General features: G+C 31.4%; 13 protein-coding genes. 9 read left to right on the top strand and 4 right to left on the bottom strand.

Translation table 11 applies throughout. The annotated features are described in order from the left end of the window. Nucleotides 1-79: 79 nt before the first annotated feature. The gene (locus OCU55_RS09740) at nucleotides 80-496 is read right to left on the bottom strand and encodes a hypothetical protein (RefSeq protein ID WP_261852111.1); all 417 of its coding nucleotides are present in this window, start codon (nucleotides 494-496) and stop codon (nucleotides 80-82) included. Nucleotides 497-1226: 730 nt separating this feature from the next. Here OCU55_RS09740 and OCU55_RS09735 point away from each other — a divergent pair. The 3 genes from OCU55_RS09735 (at nucleotide 1227) to OCU55_RS09725 (ending at nucleotide 3275) form a co-directional block, all read left to right on the top strand. Continuing rightward, the gene (locus tag OCU55_RS09735) at nucleotides 1227-2000 is read left to right on the top strand and encodes a hypothetical protein (protein WP_261852110.1); all 774 of its coding nucleotides are present in this window, start codon (nucleotides 1227-1229) and stop codon (nucleotides 1998-2000) included. A gap of 186 nt (nucleotides 2001-2186) precedes the next feature. Continuing rightward, nucleotides 2187-2552 carry a DUF4180 domain-containing protein gene (locus OCU55_RS09730; RefSeq protein WP_261852109.1) on the top strand — a complete coding sequence of 122 codons (366 nt, stop codon included), beginning with the start codon at nucleotides 2187-2189 and terminating at the stop codon, nucleotides 2550-2552. Between the two features lie 183 nt (nucleotides 2553-2735). Next, nucleotides 2736-3275: a CBO0543 family protein gene (locus OCU55_RS09725; protein WP_261852108.1), complete on the top strand. Its 540-nt coding sequence runs from the start codon at nucleotides 2736-2738 to the stop codon at nucleotides 3273-3275. A 138-nt stretch (nucleotides 3276-3413) separates the two neighbouring features. On the opposite strand, the gene OCU55_RS09720 is transcribed toward OCU55_RS09725, so the two are convergent. Then, entirely contained in the window at nucleotides 3414-3809 is a 396-nt protein-coding gene (locus tag OCU55_RS09720; protein WP_261852107.1) for a DUF5301 domain-containing protein, read from the bottom strand. Between the two features lie 478 nt (nucleotides 3810-4287). On the opposite strand from OCU55_RS09720, the gene OCU55_RS09715 reads away from it, so the two are divergent. Continuing rightward, the gene (locus OCU55_RS09715) at nucleotides 4288-4911 is read left to right on the top strand and encodes a GyrI-like domain-containing protein (protein ID WP_261852106.1); all 624 of its coding nucleotides are present in this window, start codon (nucleotides 4288-4290) and stop codon (nucleotides 4909-4911) included. A gap of 233 nt (nucleotides 4912-5144) precedes the next feature. Further along, nucleotides 5145-6194: an ATP-binding protein gene (locus tag OCU55_RS09710; RefSeq protein ID WP_261852105.1), complete on the top strand. Its 1050-nt coding sequence runs from the start codon at nucleotides 5145-5147 to the stop codon at nucleotides 6192-6194. A 197-nt stretch (nucleotides 6195-6391) separates the two neighbouring features. On the opposite strand, the gene OCU55_RS09705 is transcribed toward OCU55_RS09710, so the two are convergent. Continuing rightward, nucleotides 6392-7204, bottom strand: coding sequence for a hypothetical protein (locus OCU55_RS09705; RefSeq protein ID WP_261852104.1), 813 nt, complete (start codon nucleotides 7202-7204; stop codon nucleotides 6392-6394). 1269 nt (nucleotides 7205-8473) lie between these two features. On the opposite strand from OCU55_RS09705, the gene OCU55_RS09700 reads away from it, so the two are divergent. Genes OCU55_RS09700 through OCU55_RS09690 form a run of 3 tightly spaced genes read left to right on the top strand, consistent with a single transcriptional unit; the run spans nucleotide 8474 to nucleotide 10794 of the window. Further along, the gene (locus tag OCU55_RS09700) at nucleotides 8474-9181 is read left to right on the top strand and encodes an HAD-IA family hydrolase (protein WP_261852103.1); all 708 of its coding nucleotides are present in this window, start codon (nucleotides 8474-8476) and stop codon (nucleotides 9179-9181) included. 35 nt (nucleotides 9182-9216) lie between these two features. Beyond that, nucleotides 9217-9879, top strand: a complete 663-nt coding sequence (locus OCU55_RS09695; protein ID WP_261852102.1) for a Type 1 glutamine amidotransferase-like domain-containing protein — start codon at nucleotides 9217-9219, stop codon at nucleotides 9877-9879. A gap of 18 nt (nucleotides 9880-9897) precedes the next feature. Beyond that, on the top strand, nucleotides 9898-10794 hold the full coding sequence (locus OCU55_RS09690) for a sugar phosphate isomerase/epimerase (RefSeq protein ID WP_261852101.1): 897 nt from the start codon (nucleotides 9898-9900) through the stop codon (nucleotides 10792-10794). A 111-nt stretch (nucleotides 10795-10905) separates the two neighbouring features. Here the strand turns inward: OCU55_RS09690 and OCU55_RS09685 are convergent, their stop codons facing one another. Continuing rightward, nucleotides 10906-14337: an isopeptide-forming domain-containing fimbrial protein gene (locus OCU55_RS09685; protein ID WP_261852100.1), complete on the bottom strand. Its 3432-nt coding sequence runs from the start codon at nucleotides 14335-14337 to the stop codon at nucleotides 10906-10908. 286 nt (nucleotides 14338-14623) lie between these two features. Here OCU55_RS09685 and OCU55_RS09680 point away from each other — a divergent pair, with 286 nt between their 5' ends. Then, complete coding sequence (locus OCU55_RS09680; protein ID WP_261852099.1) at nucleotides 14624-22702, top strand: DUF7507 domain-containing protein; 8079 nt, start codon at nucleotides 14624-14626, stop codon at nucleotides 22700-22702. Nucleotides 22703-22821: the final 119 nt, after the last annotated feature.

Below are 22821 nucleotides of genomic sequence, written 5' to 3'. Positions count from 1 at the left end.
TTAAGTAATTGAGTAAATTCAAATATTTTACAAAAAGGTTATGGGGTAATTTAAAAGAATGTACATTTTAACAATATTATTAACTACTCAAATCAACATTCTTGTCTAATTTAACATAGAAATCTTTGGATTTTATTAGAATATAAATAGCAAAAAATCTAATTAACAAACTACCTATAGCCGCTATATCTCCAAGAAAAATTGCAATAATGCAACCCAAAGCATTAATACAAAGTGTTATTATAGCAAATCTTATTCCGTTACCTTTCTTAGTTAATAACAATATAGCCGATATTATTTCAAGTATAGCCATGAAAATTCCATAAACAACTGCATAGATAGGAATATGTTCATTTGTAAATGTGCTGCCCATTCCAAATAAATAACGAAAATTAAACCATTCCATATGAGGCACTAATCCCTTTATAATTCCCATAATCCCACCTATAAGCAAGGCGTATATTAAAATGTAAAATAAAATCTTGATTATTTTCATATAATGATCTCCTCTTTAAATATTTCAAGAATTGATTATACCATTAAGTTCCAATTAATCGCAATATATAATATAGTTAGCTAAAATGTTTCTTATTACTTTTTAATGGATTATTTAATTTAAAAGAGTATGATTATATTTTAATTACATCGTCTTATTTTTAAATTTTCACTTAATTATTTATAATTATATAAATAACCCTATACAACTTTTTGTGAAAATGGATGTGAAGAGATAGCGGCACTGCTTCAATCATTAAACTCCATGTAGTGCAATTCCTATATTAATCTAAATATAACTACCTAAATGCTGCTACCTTATATAATGCACTTGTGTATATATATTTTTTATACCCTTAGCTTCTGTATTAAATAAATGTTGGTATTTTATAGCTTGTCCTTTGGGGCTCCAGTAACAACATTTATTTAATACATAATAGAAGGCTTTTTTATAGTAATATCTAGTGCTTACCCCTTTAGCATAATTTTCTTCAAAACTCGAAGTAAATTAAGGTCCTAGATAATTTTTAGAGCGATTCTTTAACATAACATAAATTTTATATTTCTTAATTCCAAATCTAAATAAGCTTTGAAAATTTGCTATGATGTATAAGCTACATCATAGAATACGATTTGAGTTCGCATGTAAATACAATTGTGGTATCATATGGATAAGTGTTAAAAAGTTATAGTGTAATTTATTATGGTTTCATAATAGGAAGGTGAAGAAATTGATTATTAGAGAAAATAAATTTGATAATATAGAAAGTTTCATTGAGAATCTAAAGAAAAATGAAAATATAATAGGCATTGTTGAATATGGAGGAAGAACGTATAAAGATATGGCTACTGGTGGAGATTACGATTTAACTGTAATTTTTGATAAACCAGTATCTAAAAATTTTTCAGGGGTACATTTCCGTATTAAAGATATTCCTGTTGATTGCATGCTTTTATCTAAAGAGGATTTCATGGCAGATATGCCTATAGATGAATTTATGTTGGTTCATCTTAATTGCAAGATATTATATGATAAGGACAATATAATTTCAGAGTTATTAAAAAGTGTTCAAACTAAATGGACTGTTCCTAGAGAGTTGTCAGACTTTGAAAAGATGCTGTTTAGATTTTCTTTTAGACATGTACTTGATAAACTAGAACACAGATTGCATGACAATGAAATATATGCAAAATACTTTATTTACTCATCAATGGATTGGTTCTTATCCTGTTATGCTCGTATAAAAGGATGGGAAGTAGGAAAACCAAAATTACACTTAAAATTTATCGAAAGACAAGAACCTAGATTATTCGATATAATTTCAAATTTATATTCAGAAAATTGTTTAGAAAAACAGTTTGAGTTAATTAGTCAATGTGCAGAGTATATGCTTGATTCTATTGGCGGACTGTGGAAGGAAAAGGAGATTATATTTCACCTTCTGCCAGATGGGGAAAATGATGAAGTTGAGCAAAATGAATTTTTGGATATTTTGATGAACTAATAAGTTAAGTGCGCTAAATATATAATGTAATAAAATACTGTGTTTAAATTAAGTGGTTAGGAATCTCCAGCATAACTATTTAATTTGAAAAGTATTCTTTAGCAAAGCATGGAGCAAATATACGTACCCATAGTAAGAAGCTTACATGATTCTGGAAATCAATTTGTTAGCAAAAGGAGAGATATTATGGAAATTAATAAAGTAGTTGAAAATAAAGTAGAAATAGCTGTTGTAAAAAGCAGTGAAGTGCTGATAACAGATGTTCAATCTGCCTTAGATCTAATAGCAACTGTGAGTTATGAGACAGGTTGCGATGCGATGGTTTTGGATAAGTCATCAATAGTAGAAGAATTCTTTGATTTAAAAACAAAATTAGCAGGAGAAGTGCTTCAAAAATTTATAAACTATCGTATGAAGCTTGCAATAGTTGGAGATTTTTCAGGCTATACAAGTAAGAGCCTTAGAGATTTTATTTATGAAAGCAATAATGGGAAAAATATATTCTTTTTAAGTAGTGAAAAAGAAGCTTTAGAAAAGTTAGGAGTTTTATAGTTCAGTGCAATGTAACACATGCTTATAGAAAATTATATGCTTTATAGAGAAATCAGAAGTAGATACATTATTTTAAAATTTGTGCTGTAATTAGAGTATAAATTAACTAAATTTATTAAACAATTGCATAATATGACGAATTGATTAACTAAATATAGCAGATACTTTATTTGGGTGATTTATTTGGGAAAAGAACATATATTAGGTGAGGTTTATAAAGTAGTTGCAGATAATAATAGACATTTGCAACAGCTATGGATTGGCCATATTATTTTTACATGGCGTTGGTGGTTGGGAGTAGCTTTAACTATTATTCCTTGGATTATTTGGATAAAGGCTAGAAATAAAAAAGAAACAATACGTCTACTCTTTACAGGGTTAGTTGTTGCGATAGTGACTAATGTCTTGGATCTAATTGGTATATGTTATGGGCTTTGGTACTATGATTACAAAGTAACTCCTATGACTGTAATATATGTTCCTTGGGACTTTGCATTATTTCCTGTAGCAATAATGCTTTTACTACAATTAAAACCAAAAGTAAATGTATTTATAAAAGCAATAGGATTTGCAATGATATGTGCGTTTGTATTTGAGCCTCTATTTGCTTGGTTGGACATATATGTATATGTAAAATGGAAACATTGGTATTCATTTATAATTTATATTCCGCTGTACTTAATATTTAATAAGATATATAATAGTAAACTTTTAAAGCAGTGAAAAAATGAATAATGCTAATAAAAAGATTAAGGGAGGTCATTTTTTGACATCCCTTAAAAATTGTGGTATTTTCAATACATCTCTTAAAGATAGCTTAATCCAAGGTTATCCAGTATCTTTGAGGAATTCTATTTACTTCTAAGACTTCATTTTCAAAATTTCTTTAAAAATTGCATTTGACTTTTTATTTATAAACCAAGTTGAGTCTTCATTCATTAACACACCTTGTACATTTATACCTTCATCCACCCACAGCATATAAGCTTCAGAGGAAGTATCTTTAAAATTCATAGTTACAGAATAATCACATGATCGTATATCAATCTTTGCATTAGTTTTCTTCTTATCATTTAGTGCCTTTGCAAATTTATCTATAGTACTCTTATCTGAAAGTGTCCATTTTGTCTTGTCTGACTGCCTAATTATTTCAATTGAACTGATTTCTTTACTATTACCTAAAGAGTTATTGATATACAGTACAAATAATACAGCTGCAAAAGTGAAAATTAGCAAGACTAGAGTGATTTTTCGCATTAATAAATCCTCCTAATTGCATTGAAGTAATACTCATATTTTGAATTTATTGGATGTGGTATGAATTTATTATCCTATAAAGTTTCTATATATACAAGTGATTCCAATTAGGGTATCCTAAAAATAATATTTCAGGGCAATAGTGCAGATTGAGAAGTGATTCAACTTTATAAACACTAGATATTTATAGAATTTTTATTGTAATATGACAGTATGATGACGTATTAAGTGTGTTATCTTATAGATATGGATGTACTACTTCGTAATAAAGTTTATTATTTTTAAATTCTCTCACCAGAACCCGTAAGAGTTATGAAAATAGATTTAGGTTCGAAATGGTACATCTATAGAGCGATTTCAAATAGATTTTATAAATCAAGATAAATACCATTATTAGTTAATATGTTTTCTAGTGTACTCTAAATTCATGGAATTAGAGTAGCTATATATTAAAAACAAGATAAAAAGGAGAGTAATTGTGAAATACGAGTGGAAAAAGCAAGAAAAAAATTTATATTTACCGAAAGAGAAGCCAGATTTAATTATAGTACCAAAGCAAAAGTTCTTTATGATAAAAGGAAAAGGAAATCCTAACGATGAAGACTTCGCTGAAAGAATAGGTGCATTATATTCGTTAGCCTATGCTGTTAGAATGATGCCAAAGCAAGGTTACACACCAGAAGGGTATTTTGAATATACTGTTTATCCACTTGAGGGAGTATGGGACCTTACAGAAGAGGGGAGAAAGCTTGATACCTTAAATAAGGATGAATTGCTATATACTATAATGATTAGACAACCTGATTTTGTGACTGAGGAAGTGGTAAGTAAAGCATTTGAAAATATTAGAAAGAAAAAGCCCAATCCTTTATTAGAGGAGGTAACTTTCGAAACTATGGAGGATGGGCTATCAGTTCAGATGATGCATATTGGATCTTATGATGATGAAGCGCAAAGCTTTGAACAAATGAAAAGATTTATAAAGGAAAATGATCTTGAAATAACCACTCTAGTACATAGGGAGATATATATTTCAGATGCAAGAAGAACAGAAAAATCCAAACTAAAAACCATTTTAAGGTATAGGGTTCACCATAGATAATAAACCGTGAAATATAGGAACATCAATATAAATATTCTTAAAGTGCAAAGTAATGTAACTCTCAAAAAAGGGTGCTATTGCTTTGCATTTTGTTATCAATAGTATTATTAGATATAGCTTAAATAAAAGACTTTTAACATAAATTTTCTTAGGAAATGTAAAGCTTACACCTGTAGCAAAATAAAATTCTCAGCATATAGTAATATTAGATTACTTAATAATAGAGGGGAATTATGGCGAGTTTTAACAGAGTTATAGTAGATAAGAAATTCCTAAGAAGAAATTTAGTTGAAGAAGAGGACATATCTAAATCACTAAGCAGGTTTATAGACAACTCCATAAATGCTAGAAGAGAAGTGACAACTAGTAAAAACCCTTGTAAAATTACCATAAATATAACTAAGGATTCCATAGAAATTAGTGATAACAGCGGAGGAATCCAAAGTAAGATTACAGACAAAGATATCTTTAGAATAGGCTTCGAAAACGGAGATAATATTTCTGGATTAGGTATAAAAAAGTCCTTTTTTAAGCTGGGAAATAAAATAGAGATATTTTCAAACAAGAAAAGGTGCTCTAGAAAGTTTTCTTTAGATCTTAATTCGAATAGTGATGAGCTTGAATCTCAAACTGAAAACTTAGCTTATAATTCAAAAATAGTTGAAGGCACTACTATAATAATCAGTGACTTAGAGAAGAGCTTAAAAAAAGAATTAGACAATGGCTACTCAATGGAGAAAATTTTAATAAGCCTTGGAAGACTATATTGTAAATTTATAGAAAAGGGTGAGCTCATAATTTTCGTCAATGATAAAGAAGTGACTGCAAAAGGAATTAAGGCTAAAAAGCTAAATTCCTGCAGGATATTAGGTGGCTATGAAGTTACCTTGTATAAAGGCTCTAAGGAAGATCATTCAGGAATTGATATATTTATAAATGACTTTATGGAATATGAAAGAGTAAAAAATAAAGAGGTTAAGTGGAATCTATTAAATGAACCAAAGCACACTTATTCTGATTGTATTGTTGAAATAAGCTATCATGGAGATAGAGATAAATTCTTCCAAGAGAAAGAACTGCTATTTTCAGAAGTTATAAAATTTATTAAGGATAATAAAATGTACTTCCTAAGCAGCACTATAATCATTCAATATGATATGCCTATAGGGAAAGTAGAGGATCTTAAAGAATATTACGATGAAAGTACTGCAAAGGCTATAGGCATAAAAGGCTTCGATAAGTTATATGAGGAGTATGTTCAGAGTAAGATGAAGGATAACTAAATAGAAAAGAGCAGTGTTTTACTGCTCTTTTCTATTGCCATAAATCTTCGACTAACTTATCAATCCTTTGTTTACTAGAGTTATTATGTATTTTATGCAATAAAATATAATATACAGAGTAGCTACTGAAATAGTAAATCTCCATACTGAAACAATAAGTGCGCTATTTTTGAACAACTATAAATTAAGTATATGTATTACTGACGTACACAAACGTTACAAGGATCAGATTTTCCTAATCTTATAACATCTGATAATTTGCCTGATAAAACGGTTTTACTTCTTTTTAAAGTAGCACAGTTTCTATTATAGTGAAAGCTTTTTCCTCCTGGGGTATAGTATACAGTTCTTTCACTTTTTTGCTGTTCTGCTGTAGGAGCAGTCGTTACATCCTCATGTTTTATACTACTAAATCCAGAAGAATTACTGCTATTATTCTTACTACTTGAAGTAGAAACACTACTTGGTGAGCTTGTACCGTTTGTGCTATTGTTGCTAATATTCGAAGTACTTACTTGGTTCGTAGAATTATCTACAGGTGTGCTATTATTATTATTTTCAACTGACTCTTTTACAGCAGTATTAGTTGCTTTGGATGTAGTTGTGGAATTACTATTTAAATTATTATCAGAAATTTTCTCGCTAGCAACTGTTGTTGCATTATCTGTAGGATTAATTCTAAAATTAATACCATGTGAAGCAAGAAAAGAGTTTGCAAATAGCAATGATATAGATATTAAAATTCCAAAATAATATTTCTTCGACCTATCTTTATTTTTTAGCCCGGTTACTAAAATCAATGTGATACAAGAACCAAAAACTAAAAATCCTACTAAAAGTAAAAATGCAGTTAAGTCTGATGACATTATGAAGAGCGATATTAAAGCTGAAAACACCATGCCATTAATATACTTTTTTCTTTTGCTTTTTAGTACTTTGGTAGAAGACCAAAGTTTAAAAAGACATATTAGAAAAATTAAAACTGAACAATAAAAAAGTAATGCAATCATTATTAAACCTCCTAGAAATTTATGCCTTGATAATTATAACATAATATTATAGTTAAAATTTGTCGTGGTATAAATTACCAGGTGGCTGGTTATATTTAAAAGAAATGCATATGAGTTCGTTTTGATTAATAAAGTACTAATCTATACTAGAATTAAAATTATATTTATTTGATGATTATTAGCTTTGTAATTTCATTTCCATTCTAAATCTTAGGATTAGAGGATTATACGTAATTTACGGATAATTACATCGGTGTCGACGACTTTTGGAGTATTTCGGACAAAAGGTATTCTTACACTGATGTCAAAGAGGTTAATGTTAGTGTAACAGATAAAAGTTCTAAGGATAAATGTGGATTTTCCTATGCAATCATCTTCAATGATTATAAATTTCAAGTTATTCTTAAATATAAATCCAATGAAATTAAAAGAGCAGATCATATATTAAAGTCTAAGAGAGTAAAAATTAATCTTTCTAAAATATCGAAGTTTAAGCTTGAATATATTAAAGAGAACTATAGTGAAGACTTCTTTGAAACAGTAAGAAATATTTATGATGTAGATTGAGGATTACTATGACTACAGAAGACTTATATACAATTAAGGGAAATCGATTTATTAAAAAAGCTTAAAGGGATACTCTGCATTAGCACTAATTTGTTGAAGCAAACAAATCAGTGCTAATGCAGAGTATTTTATTATAATTGTTTATATTATTTATCGGGGGTGCACTAAATTTATAATATCTTATATGACCTGAAATAAATTTAAATGGACAGTTTTTACTAATAAATTGCCTTGAATTTAATTGCAAAAACCCCTCAAACCCTGATTTTATGCATAAATTGTTAAATAGTTATATTTTTAAAAAGATAACTTTTTATAATTATATAATTTTTTATAGGGAAAATCTTTTGTATTTATCTATTAGATACCACCGCTATATAAATACTTTCATACTTAGAATTGTTCGGCCTTAAAGAAATCCTAAGAGACATATCTAAAAGTCACAATGAGCAGAGAAGATCATACATGTGAGCTTGAGTCTTCGTAATGACATGATTCAATAAAATTTATACAAAGAGCATTTTAGTACTTAGAGGATAATAAACAATAGCTGTGGGATTAAATGGAATATAGTGATATAATTTCAAATAGTAGTGTTAAAATTGTATACTGTAGAAAATTATTTTAAATTACTGAGAAGATATTATAGTCGACAAGGGCCTTAGGAAGATTAAGAAATTAAGTGATTAAAAGGAGAGGAAAATGCTACAACATAAAAATTTAAAAGCAATTTTATTTGATTCTGGACGAGTTCTTAATGATCCACGAACAGGAAATTGGTTCGTGCCTCCAAATTTTCATAGTTATGTTGATAAAAATAAATTTGAATTGTTAGATGAAAAGCTGGTACAAGTTGCTTTTTACAAGGCTATGAAGTTTTTAGACGCAAAGAGTATTATTTTAACAGAGGAAGAGGAGTTTGAACTCTTTATAGAATTTTATAAGGTATTATCAAATGAACTTTCAGGTTTAGAGCTAAATGAAACCCATATCGTTGAGATAGCTAGAGATACAGTGTTTAACGATGAAAAGTTTCTATTTTACGAGGATGTGTTTGAGGTCATACCTAAGTTAAGTAAAAGCTATAAGCTTGGAGTAGTTTCAGATACCTGGCCTTCACTAGAGAGAGTATTCAAGAATGCTGGATTAAGAGAATATTTTTCAACCTTTGTTATGTCATCAAAAATAGGAGTTATAAAGCCAAATGAGTTAATGTTTAATACTGCTTTATCTGAGTTAAATATAAATCCAGAGGAGGCAATCTTTATTGATGATAATATAAAGAATGTTGAAGGTGCAGCTAAATTGGGGATGCAAGGTATCTTGATGATAAGAGATGAAAATTTAAAGGTCGACACAGAGTATAAAACCATTAGAAATTTAAAGGAACTTCTAAGTTTATTAGAATAGATAAATAACTATAGTTTAGCAGGAGGAAAATTATTATGAGTGCTTATTATTTGTTTAGTGATTTTGATATAGACAAAGGATTTACAGCTGATGTAAGAAATAATTTACTTATTGATATAAAGAGTGATCTAAAGATAGTTTTCATAGCTTCTAGTCCTGATTGTTTTGAGGTTACTGATAAATATGCTAAGAGATATTTAGGATGGTTTTCAGATATTGGGATTAACTTTAAATCTAGTAAAGTAATTGATAATAGAATGAAGAAAAATGAAATGTTAGAACACATAAGAGATACTTCAGTGATTTTTCTTATGGGAGGGCCTACGCTGATTCAATTTGATTTTCTTAGAAAAAATGAACTTCTTAAAGCCTTAAAGGAATATGAAGGCTGTGTTTTAGGTCTAAGTGCTGGAGCAATAAATATGGCGAAGGTAGCAATTTGTACTGCAGAAGGTGATCAAGATAAAACAGAGATATATGGGGGACTTAACCTAGTTGACATATCCATTGAACCACATTTTAAAGGTAGAGGAGATGAAACTAACCTTAATGAATTGTTAAAAATCTCAGAGGAACATGATATATATGCAATGTGTGATAATGGAGCCATTTTATGCAGGGGCAATAAAGCTTTCTTTTATGGAGATATTTACCTTATTACAAAGCGTAATATCGAAAAAGTTGCATACAAGTATTGATGTTAAAGGGGAATTCTAATGGAAAATTTTATGATTGGAATGCATGGGAAGTTTGATACTAGGAAATTTCATAGAGATTTTAAAGATAGCTTTTACGGAATAGAGGCATGTCTTTTTGAAGATGAAAGGGATATAGAAAAACTAGTTAGTGTAACCGGAAAAAGTGGGACCAAGTTTGGAATACATTTTCCTTTAAGGTCAGGTATATCAGAGCTGAGAGATCCACAGTTTTTATCACTAGATGAAGCTATAAGGATAAATGCTTATAAATATATAGAAGAAGAGCTTGATTACATTAGAAATAAAGGAATTAAACCAGAGTATATTTTATTTCATTTTCCTAAGCCAGTAATCCTGAAGAAGTACTTTAATATAGATAACTGGAGATTTGCAGATAAAAGCGAATACACATATGAATCAGAGTATCCAATTGATGAATTCAAAAGGAATAGTGAAAATCTCTTTGCTTGGTTATCAGAAAAAGGTTTAGAATATAATTTTATTCCCGTATTAGAATTAGATGCATTAAACAAATATGTTTGTAAGGATAACTTTCTTGAAACATTATTAGAAAAGTATCAATCAGTTAAGATATGTTTAGATACAGGAAGACTTCATTTACAAAGCAAGATTGATCCGGATTTCAACGAAAGAGAGATTATCTTAAGATTTGCTAAGTATACTGAAGTAGTTCATTTATGGAATGTTAAGGTGGCTAGTAATTTAGAAAATAGTCATTTTCCTGCATTGCCAAGCTTAAAAGTAGATGATGGATGGGCGCCTATCGAAGATTATTTGAAGATCATCATAAAGGAAAATAAAAGTGTAAAAATAATGTTTGAGCATAGGTCAGATTTGATAAGTGATGAAGAATTAGATAGCTGTTATTCTTGGGTAAACTCAATATTGGGATAAGAAATTATTAAAACACCGCAAAATAAATCTTGCGGTGTTTTCACGTCACCATATAAAACAATTATGAAGATTGAAAATAGATATATAGATTACTTATAGGAGGTTAGTTTATTAATAGGGATCTATATTTAAGACAGTTTTTTCAGGATAAGGGCTGGTTTTAGACTTAACTGTAACCGTAAAGTCGTACCTCACACCTAACGCTTGACTTGATGGTATTACTGCAACTATCTTTATAATTTTACTTGTACCAGGAGCTAAGCTTGACATTAAAGGTAAGTCAGCACTGTAAAGAGTATTTTTAAAAATATCAGCTATTTTGATATCGTCAATATAAAGAGTATAGGATATAGCCACCTTTTGTATAGTTAAAGTAAAGTCGTCGTAGCCACCACCAGTGTTTTTAAAATAGGTTAATATTTCTGCTATGCCACCAGGAGGTGTGACTATGAAAGAAGTTGATTGGTCTAGTGCATACAATGGATTTGGATTTAGAGAAACTCCAGGAGGTAAAATGCAGCTTAGTACATTGCTTTTTTCTCCGCTATATAACTTGGTAGGAGATATATTATTGTAGTAGGATACAGCAGTAGCTTGAGTGTTAATTGTGGTACCAGCTTTTAAGTCTGCTTTTGGAAGCAGTGTGAAAGTAACATAGCCAGATAGTGCAGACGCCAAAGCAGATATAGTTATAACAATCTTTTTTGAAGACGAATTATAGGTTGCGTTACATAATACTGATGCATCAATTGAGGAAAATAAAAAATTATTAGATATTGGAATTTCTATAGTACCATTTACTAAACTGATAGCACTATTGTTTTGAAAGATTAATTTAAACTGCATTATAGCGTTGGTATTTATATTTGCAGTTTCATTATATACAGTAGAAGTTGTCTTGTCAGTTGCGCTTAAATTCATAACAAGATTTGGATGATTAATTATTATAGCAAAACTCTTACTTAGGATAGTAAATGAGCCTTCATGGATTTTTTGATACCAACATTGGAGTGTAGTAATTTGAAGTGAAGTTATGTCATTAAGACTCTTATTTGCATTGATTATTTTACAGGTAAAGATATAAGTTATTGTTAAAGCTTCAAGCCTGGCATCCAAAGTGCTTTCAATAGGAAAAGTTATAACATTGGAAGAGACAACAGGGGCAATATTAGCTCCATTTTTATAGGAAGGACCTAAATATATTTGTCCATCAGTTGGCAGAGTAGTCTTTAAATAAAATCCATAAGCTATTGTTCCTTGAGGTACAGTGACTGTTACGACATAGGTTATAGGCGAACCTACCATAAAAGTATCATTGTAATTAGTAATTGTAAACTTTATTGGCAAAGAAGCTACAGTTACTGAGGCACTTTTATTTAAACCAGAGTACTGAAAGTTAGTAGAAAGAGGATTGTAAACTTGTGAATAAGGATTAGTATTGGTTGCTGTAGTTGTTATACTGACTCCAGAAGCAAGTACTGAGCTTATGGTAACTTTATAGGTTAGAGTTATATAACTGCCTGGAGATAAATTATTTATATAAACAGAAATATTGGTTCCTTGTACAATTGGAGCATTATAGCTGCCAGAACCACTTACTTTTATACTATTTAAATCAATATTAAACCAATTTGACAGGGTATCATTTAGCGTAAAGTCAAAGGCATCGGTTTCAGTTCCTAAATTGTTGGAGTTGCTAATTGTAATAGTATAAGTGTAAATTTCATTTGCTTTTATGGCGTTTTTATTTGTACCTGCTATAGATTTAGTCAAAGTTAAGTTTGGAGTTCCTATATTGAAGTTAACTTGAGCTCTACTGCTATAGGCATACCCATAAGTGTTTAGTCCTTTAAGCTTCATTAGATTTTCATTTTCTGAAGAAGAACCAAGCAATGTTACTGGTACCTTAAAGTTAATGGTGCTAGATGACAATCCAGATATATCTCCATAATAGAAATCAACTCCATGAGGACTTATGAGCTTTGGAGAAGATAAAGGCTCAACTCCAGAGTACTCATAAGAAAGATTATCTATGGGACCAGCTGATAAAGGAAAGAAATCATCTATATAGACTTCCTTTTGAATAGCTTTCAATGAAGAGGCATTATAAGTTAACTTGTATTCAGCAATGTCTCCAGGAGCTAAAGAACTTATCCTCTTCTGAGTTCCATCCTTATAGTATCCTTTAATAAAGCTTTTGGTTATTTCTCCAATACCTATAGAACAGCGAACATTAGAGCTATCTGAAACTTGATTTAAGATTGGAATAAGTGCTCCAGTGATATCTGCATCAGCTAAAAAGGTATCTGATGCAACTACAGGTAGATTCATTGTTTGACTATTAAATTTATATCTATAATAGCTGTCAACCTTAGTGACTATGGTAACGCTCTTACTAGAGTTCTGTGTTGCCAGTGGAAAATTATACGTTAAATAATACCCTTGCAAGGTATGGCTGTCTACAACTGAAGTCGGAGTTACTGAACTTGATATATAGTAAATACCATCAGGTAAAAAATAGTGAACAAGTATATTTTCAATATTGTAGTACTGTCCCACTTTATATACATAGGCATAGTTTACATTATTCTGTACATCAACAATTGGTTTATTTAAAGAAGAAGTTATGATCAAATCCATGGCTGAAAAGCTGGTGCTGCTATAAGAACTTGAAATGATAAGTGGATCAGCTGAGGCCATGTTAATAGACATATTAAGCACAGTGCCGTGAGCTATAAAGCCTCCCGTATTATTATTATACTGATTCCAAACAGCGTAACTAAAGATTAAGGTAGTGCTGCTGTTTATTGATAGATTGATATTACCAAAATACAACTCGGTATAAAGTTTTCCGTTCTTACTAATAATCCTTGCAGTAGGTGAGGTTAACTTAGAGGCATCTGTACCTGAAGCTGATAGATTTCCTAAATATCTTATACCATCATCTAAAATTATAGTTATATTCACTAAAGAATAACTTAGAGAATTATTAGTGAACTTACAAGTGGCTGTGGCAACTTGAGTATAGTCATTTAAAGAAGCAGAAGTTCCAGCTCCTTTCAAAACCTTTTCTGCTGTAGTTATAGTACCTGAAAATCTAATGGTAGTATAAGTCATTAAGAGGCTTTGTTTAATAACTTCATTATTTATATCATAAATTCCCCTTGGCATTGTGTCAGCTTGGCAACCCAAATTTATATCGGAAAAAGTATAGCCAAAAGGGATAGTAGTTCCATTTTTAAACTTTGTATTGCATTTTACTGTAATACTGAACTTGAAGCTTAATTCCATTGGTGCTAGATCTTTAAGATTTACCCAAAGATATGTGGTACTATTGTCTAAATTTGAAGTTGTTGAAGTTTGGTTGAAAGTAGCTGTTGAAAGCACCATTCCATCTGGCAAAGTGAGGGCAAGTCCTAAATTATATAGCCTTTGGGTAGTACTAATATTTTTAATGCTTATATTAAAAGCAGAAGTATTTCCTACTATTATTGGTACATTTTGAGTTTTATCAACACTCATAGTAAGCATACTAGAAGGCATAATGATATCACTCCTTATAAGTTTTATGTTTCATTATATTCATTTTTATAACTATTGCTTAATGATGGACAAACCTAAATCTAAAACTATTTTCGTAGTCAGGCAATGTGTTGGTTAGATGTTGTAAGAAGGTGAGTTGAATTTTAAAAATAAATTACTGTAACTTATCTTTTTATCAAAAATATTATATAAGGAGGCTTTTTATAAATAGATTATTTGAAATCTGCTTTGAGCAAATAATCTGTATATATGTTCTTCAATTTTATGACTAAGAGGAGATAAACAAATGTCGACTTTGGAAAGATTTTCATCAATTGACAAGTGTCAATTGATAACCACAGGAAACTCTTTAGTTGTATGTGGAAGCACTACAGCTCCAGATGTAAATACATCTGATCTTATCAAACCAGATGGAACAACTACTAGAGATTGGACTAAATCAGGAAGTACAGCAAGCTTAAACATTTTAGCTAAAAGCACAGTAAGATATGCAGAACTTGTATGGTATTCTACAGTGTTTAGCAATGTATCTGGCGCTTTAGATCTTAGAAGTGTGCAAGATACTCCCGTAAGTTTTACCACTCCTAAGGGAACTTACGCAGTAACTCCAACTTATACAGATAGTTATACTTCAATTTCCGGAACCACAGATAGGTTTAGGGCTGCAGATGTAACTTCTTTAGTTAAGGATGCATTGTCAGGAAGCTATTCAGTAGCTGGAGTACCTATAAGTGTGCCTAGTTCAGGACTTAGCAACTCAAGAGGTGGTTGGGCATTAGTTGTAATATATAGAAATGATGTCTTTAAGCCACAAAAGGTAATTTATAGTTCAGGTATATCAGTTGCAACTCCAAGTACTCCATTACAGGCCACAGTTACTGGTTTTACCACTGGTTCAGATAACACAATTTTAAAGGGTAATATATCATTAGTGTGTGCTAATGGCGGACCACTTAATGGAAATGAAATAGTATCAATAGGACCATCTTTTGCCCAATTAACGAATGTAGGTAATACAGTAAATAGACCAAATCCTAATCCTGGAACAGCTCCAAATAATCCAGGAAATAGCTTCTTTTCAGGAGTAATTAATGTTGCAGATCCACTAAGTGATAGTAATGGTCTTCTAAATATATTAGGTACAAATGGCGGAAACAATCATGATGGATTTGTTCCAACTCAAAAATTAAATGGAAGAAATAAGTGGGATATAGCAAATGTTGATATATCTAAAACCTTAGTTCCTAACCAAACCTTGTTAGCAGGGCAGATAACAGAAGGAGAAGAAGGGGATGGAGTACAGCTTGTAGTAGTAGGGACACAAGTGCTTTCAAAAGCTCCGGATATAATTGCAACCTTAGATTTATACGACATTGACGGTGATGGACAATATAATGTAGAAGTTGGGGAATCTTTGGTTTATGCAATGCGTATAAGAAATGACGGAGACTTAGCCGCAAATAATGTGATAATATCAGCAGTAATCGATTCAGCTACTTCATATATTCCAGGGTCAGTTACTATAAATGGAGTAGCATATCCTTCAGCGAATATTTTAAATGGAATAAATCTTGGAACAATAAGTTCTAGAGGAATTATAAATGTACTTTTCTCTGCTAGGACTAATTCAATTCCAGCTAGTGGAATGCTTCATCAAAACGTAAATTACAGCTATCAATTTACTTCAGGTATAGATAGTATCACTAACTATGGAAACACAAATACTGTTGAAGTAGTAGTTCAGGATGGATTATTATCAATAACAAAAGCTTCTTCAAAAACTAATATAACAATTGGTGAAACTGTAATTTATACAATGAATATACAGAATGTGGGGACTGAGCTTGCAACAAAAATGTTCTTTCAAGATAAATTAGATGCTGCTTCGTCTTTTGTAGAAGGTACAGTATTAATTAATGGAGAACCGTATGTAAACTACAATCCAGTAACAGGGTTTAGTTTGCCAAACTTAGCTGTGGGAAATAGCACTCAAATAGCATTCCAAGCAAAGGTTAATTCTTTGCCACCTTCAACTAAGATAAGTAATATAAGCCTAATAACCTTTGGATATGTGTTTAACCAATATGATTATTTAAGAGAAAAGACCTTGTTTAGCAATTCAGTTTCTATACAAGTTCATTATGTAGAAGTCATAGGGGAAAGATGTAATGACAATAATTATCCTAAGGTTGGAGACTCAGTTATATATACACTAAGCTTAACCAACGTAGGAAATCAACCTGCAAATAATGTTCAAATCTTAGAACCTCAAATTCCAGGGGCATCTTTTGTAAGTGGAAGTGTCTTGATTAATGGAAGCCAAAAACCTGATCTTAACCCATTTACAGGGTTCACATTGGTAGATGCAATAAATCCAGGACAAACTACGGATGTGAAGTACAAGGTACTAATAAATAGCATGAATCCTGCAGATTTGATTGAGAATATTGCAAGGGTTCCTTTCAAATACCAAATAAGCTCTAGTGGAACTGTGGTTGATGCAGAAAAAGCTTCAAATAAAGTTGATACAGTAGCTAATTTTGTGTGTATGAATGTAAATAAGAGTGTAGATAAAGCGTATGCAGAAATAGGAGATATTTTATACTACAAAATCAATGTAACCAATGGCGGTAATATCAATGCATTTAATACTGTGTTTTTAGATAGTATTCAAGCAGAAGCCTCTTTCGTCAATGGTTCAGTAGCTATTAACGGTATATCATATCCTTCCTATGACCCAACTAGGGGTTTTACTATAGGAATTGTATGTCCAGATGATGTTGTGGAAGTAACCTTCCAAGCAAAGGTAATTTCTCTTCCGAATCCAAATATAATTTATGATCAAGCTAGTTTAGTATATAGCTACAAGCCAGATCCCAATGGAAATGTTTTATCCGGTACAATTATAAGTAATAGGGTTCAAACCACAATCAATAAAGCACGGTATACAATAGTTAAAAGTGTAGACAAAGCATATGCTCAGGTTGGAGATGCACTAGTATATACAATATCTATAAATAATACAGGAACAGTTCCTTTAACTAACTTGAAGTTTGCAGACTTTCTTGGAGTATATCTTAATTTTTACCCTGAAAGTCTTTATATAAATGGAGTTAATTACCCTGAGCTTGATCCAAGTAGCCAATTTTCAATAGGAAATATGTATCCAGGAGATACTGCAACAATAGCATTTGGAGCAATTATTGCAAGTAATCCGCCTGTAGGATATATTTCTAATATATCTGAAGTAACATTATCTTATAAACAAAATCCAGACAGCCCAGAAGTAACAAATACAGAGTATTCAAATCCAGCAAAAACCTATGTTCCTTTTGCTACAGTTGCACTTATTAAAGCAGTAGATAAATCCTATGCAGTAGTAGGTGATACTTTGACTTATAGGTTTACATCTACTAATACTGGTAATACCAATATAATAAATACTTTATTCTCAGATACTATTCAAGCAGAAGCTTCCTTCGTTTCAGGTTCAGTTCTTGTAAATGGAGTCAACAAGCCCGATTATGATCCACAGGTTGGATTTACTTTAGGAACACTTACAGCTGGTCAAGTGGTTGATGTAGAGTTTAAGGTTGTAGTAAATAGCTTGCCAACACCAAACACCGTGAAGAATAGTGCAACAACGTCTTTTAGTTATTATATTGATCCAACTCAGCAGCCAGTAAGTAAAACCAGCAAGAGTAATACAGTAACTACTATTATAAGTTCCTATTCAGCCACTTTAACTAAAGAGGTAGACAAAGCTTATGCAACAATAGGTGATGTTTTAACCTACACCATAACTGCAAATAATACCGGCACAGTAACTTTAACAAGCGTTAGTATATTGGACGCTTTTACAAATGGAGCTACCTTCCTGGAAGGTTCAGTAGTTGTCGATGGAGTTAGTAAACCTAGTGCAAATCCTATAAACGGCTTTACTATCAATAATATATTGCCTGGTGGAAGTTCAGTTATATCATTTAAGGCAACTGTGACAAGTCTTCCTACACCACCGCAGATTAAAAATACTGCTTATCTTGCTTTCAAATATCAAGTTAGTCCAACATCACCATTTGTAGATGGAAGTTTAACAAGTAATACTGTAACAACAAATATAACTTCTATGTCAGTGAGCAACACAAAGAGTGTAAGTAAAACTTATGCAACAGTAGGAGATACTTTAACTTATACTTCAGAGATAACTAATAATGGTAATACAAGCATTACTAATACCACTTTTATAGATAGTGTTCCAGAGCATACAAGCTTTGTTATTGGCTCTGTTAAGATAAATGGAGTTCCATATTCAGGATATGATCCTAATAGTGGGTTTACTTTGGGAACCATAAATCCAGGAAATACTATATCAGTTACTTTTGCGGTAACAGTAAGTAGTGTTCCACCAAGTGGATATGTAAATAATTCTTCTATTTTAAACTATCAATATAAGATAGATCCAAGCGGAGCATTTTTACCAGCAAGTGCCACAAGCAATACAGTCACAACCTATATTAATTTAGGAAATATAACTGTAACAAAGGAAGCTGATAGAAGTATAGTAAGACTTAGCAATGCAATAACCTATAGATTTGTTTTAACAAACACTGGTAATACTTTGCTTAGAAATGTATTTTTTAAGGATATTATTCAAGCTGAATCATCATTTAATACTGGATCAGTTTATGTAAATGGAGTAAATAGACCTAGTTTCAATCCAAACACTGGCTTTGCATTAAATGATATTCCTGTAGGACAGCAAATTGCAGTAAGCTTTACAGTAACTGCAAACTCAATACCACAAAATAATACTTTACTAAATAAAGCTGATGTGACTTATTCTTATTACGTTGATCCTAATGGAACCATAACAACAAAGACAAAATCCTCAAATACAACTACGGTTTATGTTTATGATACTATAGTATCTGCTAATAAATCTGTAGATAAGGCAATAGCTAAGCTCGGAGATACTTTAAACTTTACTATAACCATAAAAAATGAAGGAAATGTTCCAGCTCAGCATATATTCTTCCAGGATATTTTAGATTCACAGGTATCCTTTGTAGCAGACTCAGTTTATATAGATGGAGTACAAAAGCCGGGATATAATCCAAACAATGGTTTTAATTTAAGTGATATTGCAGCAGGAGTAACTACAACGGTAAAGTTCGCTGTAACAGTAATAAGCAGATCAACAGATAACTTAATATTAAACTTTGCTACTATTAACTACGACTACACTGTGGGTACAGAAGTTATTGCAGCTATGATAAATACAAATATTACCCAAACTTATGTAGCCCTTGGAGAGTTAACCCTTACAAAATCAGTTGACAAGGACTATGCAACACTAGGAGACGACTTAGCATATACAGTAATTGTTAGGAACACTGGTTCAGTGAATGCCACTAATATATTCTTCCAAGATGTAATTGCTTCTTCAGCATCTTTTAACGGTGGAACTGTAGTAGTAGATGGAACTTCACAGCCAACTTACGATCCTAATTTTGGTTTTAGCTTAACAGACTTAGCACCAAATGGGTACCATATAATAAACTTTAGTGTAAATGTTAAGACTTTATCGCAAAGTGGAAGGATAAACAATACTGCTGAAGCAACCTTCACTTATAGACTTACCCAAGCTGATGATCCAGTTACCATAACAACACATGCAAATAATGTTACTACCTATATTAAGGTTGGCAATCTAACAGCAACAAAAGAAGTAGATAAAGCTTATGCAACAATAGGAGATACTCTTAACTATACAGTGACAATAAACAATACTGGAAATACTAATTGTTTCAATGTATTTTTTAAGGATATAATCCAAACTAATGCAAGCTTTGTAAATGGATCTGTTAAAGTAAATGGAGTAACTCATGCAGACTACAACCCAAGCACTGGGTTTAATTTAGATGATATACCGGGTTATGGAAGTACTGTTATTACCTTTGCAGTAAATGTGAACTCTTTACCACAAAACTATATTATTTATAACAATGCTACAATTGATTATAAATATTACGTTAATCCTGCAAATCCGCCTATAGTTCTAGAGGCAACTAGTAATACAGTATCAACAGTTATAAATGTTGGATCATTGACTGCTACTAAGGCAGTAAGTAAAGCTTATGCTACACTAGAGGATTTAGTAAGCTATACAGTTACTATAGTAAATACAGGAAATACTATAGCAAAGAATGTAAACTTCAGAGATGTAATACCATCTGGTTTGAATTTTGTGACAGGTTCAGTGAAAATAAATGATGTAGCTTACCCAAGCTTAAACCCATATTCCAGCTTTACCTTAGGTAATATAAATGCTGGTGATACTGTGGTTGTTAAGTTTGATACTATTGTAACCTCACTGCCAACACCATCGCTAGTTAGTAACACTGCCAATATCACCTTCTCTTATAGAATAAATCCAAGTGGTTCAGATATACCTGTAATAGTTAATTCAAATACAGTAACCACTCAGATAAACCTAGGATCAATATCTCTTAATAAAACAGTAGATAAAGCTTTCTCCACTATGGGATATGTATTAACTTATACAATAGTGGTTACAAACAATGGAAATGTAAGAGCTGATAATTTTATATTTACAGATAATCTTCAGAGTGATATAGCCTTTAACCAAGGTTCAGTAAATATTAACGGTACCACAATGCCAGATTATGATCCAAATTCAGGTTTTACTTTAGGAAATATTGCTCCTTTGAGTCAGATTACAGTAGTATTTACAGCAAATGTGATAGATTCACCTACTCATGATGCAGTACTGAATGTAGCATTTGGAACCTTCTCCTATAAGATAGATCCAAATGGTCAATATTACAGTAAATCCACTGAATCAAATACAGTGTCAACAATTATAGTAAAACCTAGTCTCACAGCTACAAAAGTGGTAAACAAGTCTTATGCAACCTTACAGGATATTTTAAACTATAGCATATTAGTTAAAAACACAGGAAATACACCTATTGCACAATTATTCTTTGGTGATTTCTTATCAAATGGAGCAGTCTTTAAATCAGGAACAGTTGTTATTGATGGAATAAGCTATCCAGCTTATGATCCGACAGTAGGGTTTAACCTACCAAACAATCTTCTAGCTGGCTCAACTTCTTTAGTTGAATTCCAAAGTACAGTAACAACATTACCATTACCTCCAGTTGTAACAAACTATGCTGTATCAAATGGGTTATATCATGTGGATCCAAGTGGACCTACCTATCCTATAAGTGCAACCTCAAATACTGTAGCTACAAATATTAATATTGGAAGTCTTTCAAATACTAAGACCGTAGATAAGCTTTATGCAAAGGTTAATGATACTGTAACCTATACTTCAACTATAACAAACACTGGTAATGTATATGATACTAATATATTCTTCTCTGATTTATTGCAAAATGAATTAAGCTTTATATCTGGAACAGTAACTATTAATGGTGTGGTATACCCAACTTTAAATCCACAAACAGGCTTTGCTTTAGCTGATTTAGCACCAGGTCAATCTATAACTGTAGCCTTCACTGCAAAGGTGACCGCTCTTCCAGCAACTGCCTATGTGGTAAATAGCTCACTTATTAATTTCAGTTATAAGGTTGATCCAAGTGGAACTTCTGTAACTAAGAATCAGCAGAGTAATACTGTCACAACTAATGTGGTGTTAGGCAATATGACTGCAGTTAAAGTTGTAGATAAGCCAATTGCAACTATTGGAGATACACTAACCTATACTATTACTTTAACTAATGTTGGAAATGTTATAGATAGTGAAGTGTTCTTCCAAGATAATCCTTCTCAAGGTGTAAGCTTCGTAGCAGGATCAGTAAAAGTAAATAACGTAAGCCAGCCAAGTTATGATCCAACAGTAGGCTTTAGCCTAGGAGATATTGGTATTGGTAATGTTGTGACAGTACAATTTAAGGTGAATGTAGTAGCCGTTCCTTCAACAAATCAAGTAACCAATCAGGCTGCTATACCATTTAAGTATGTTGTAGATCCAAAACAACCTCCGTTCAGTGATACTGCTTATTCAAATACAGTAACTACTAATATCGCTTATGGTAATCTAAATGTAACTAAGGCTGTAAATAAACAGTATGCAACTATAGGAGAGCAGCTAACTTATACAATAGTAATCGTAAATACTGGTAATATAGATGCTACAAACGTTGTATTTGTGGATCCAACTCCTCACAACTCAATGTTTGTAATTGGCTCAGTAACTGTAAATGGAGTAGCCTACCCAAGCTACAATCCATCAGCAGGCTTCAACCTTAACACAATGACCCCAGGACAGATAATTACAGTAGTTTATAAGGTAGAAGTGGTGAATTTATGCTAAAATCTTAAGATAAATTAATAGAAGATGTACAATTTCAATCTGAAAAATAATAATTGTAAATGAAGTTGTACATCCACACAATAATAAAAGCAGCCTGTTCAAAGCGTATAAAAATGGAT

This window comes from Clostridium folliculivorans, from assembly GCF_024341905.1.
Lineage (GTDB): Bacteria > Bacillota > Clostridia > Clostridiales > Clostridiaceae > Clostridium_AR > Clostridium_AR folliculivorans.
The sequence above is the reverse complement of the archived record's forward strand: the minus strand, read 5'-3'. Positions and strand labels throughout refer to the sequence as shown.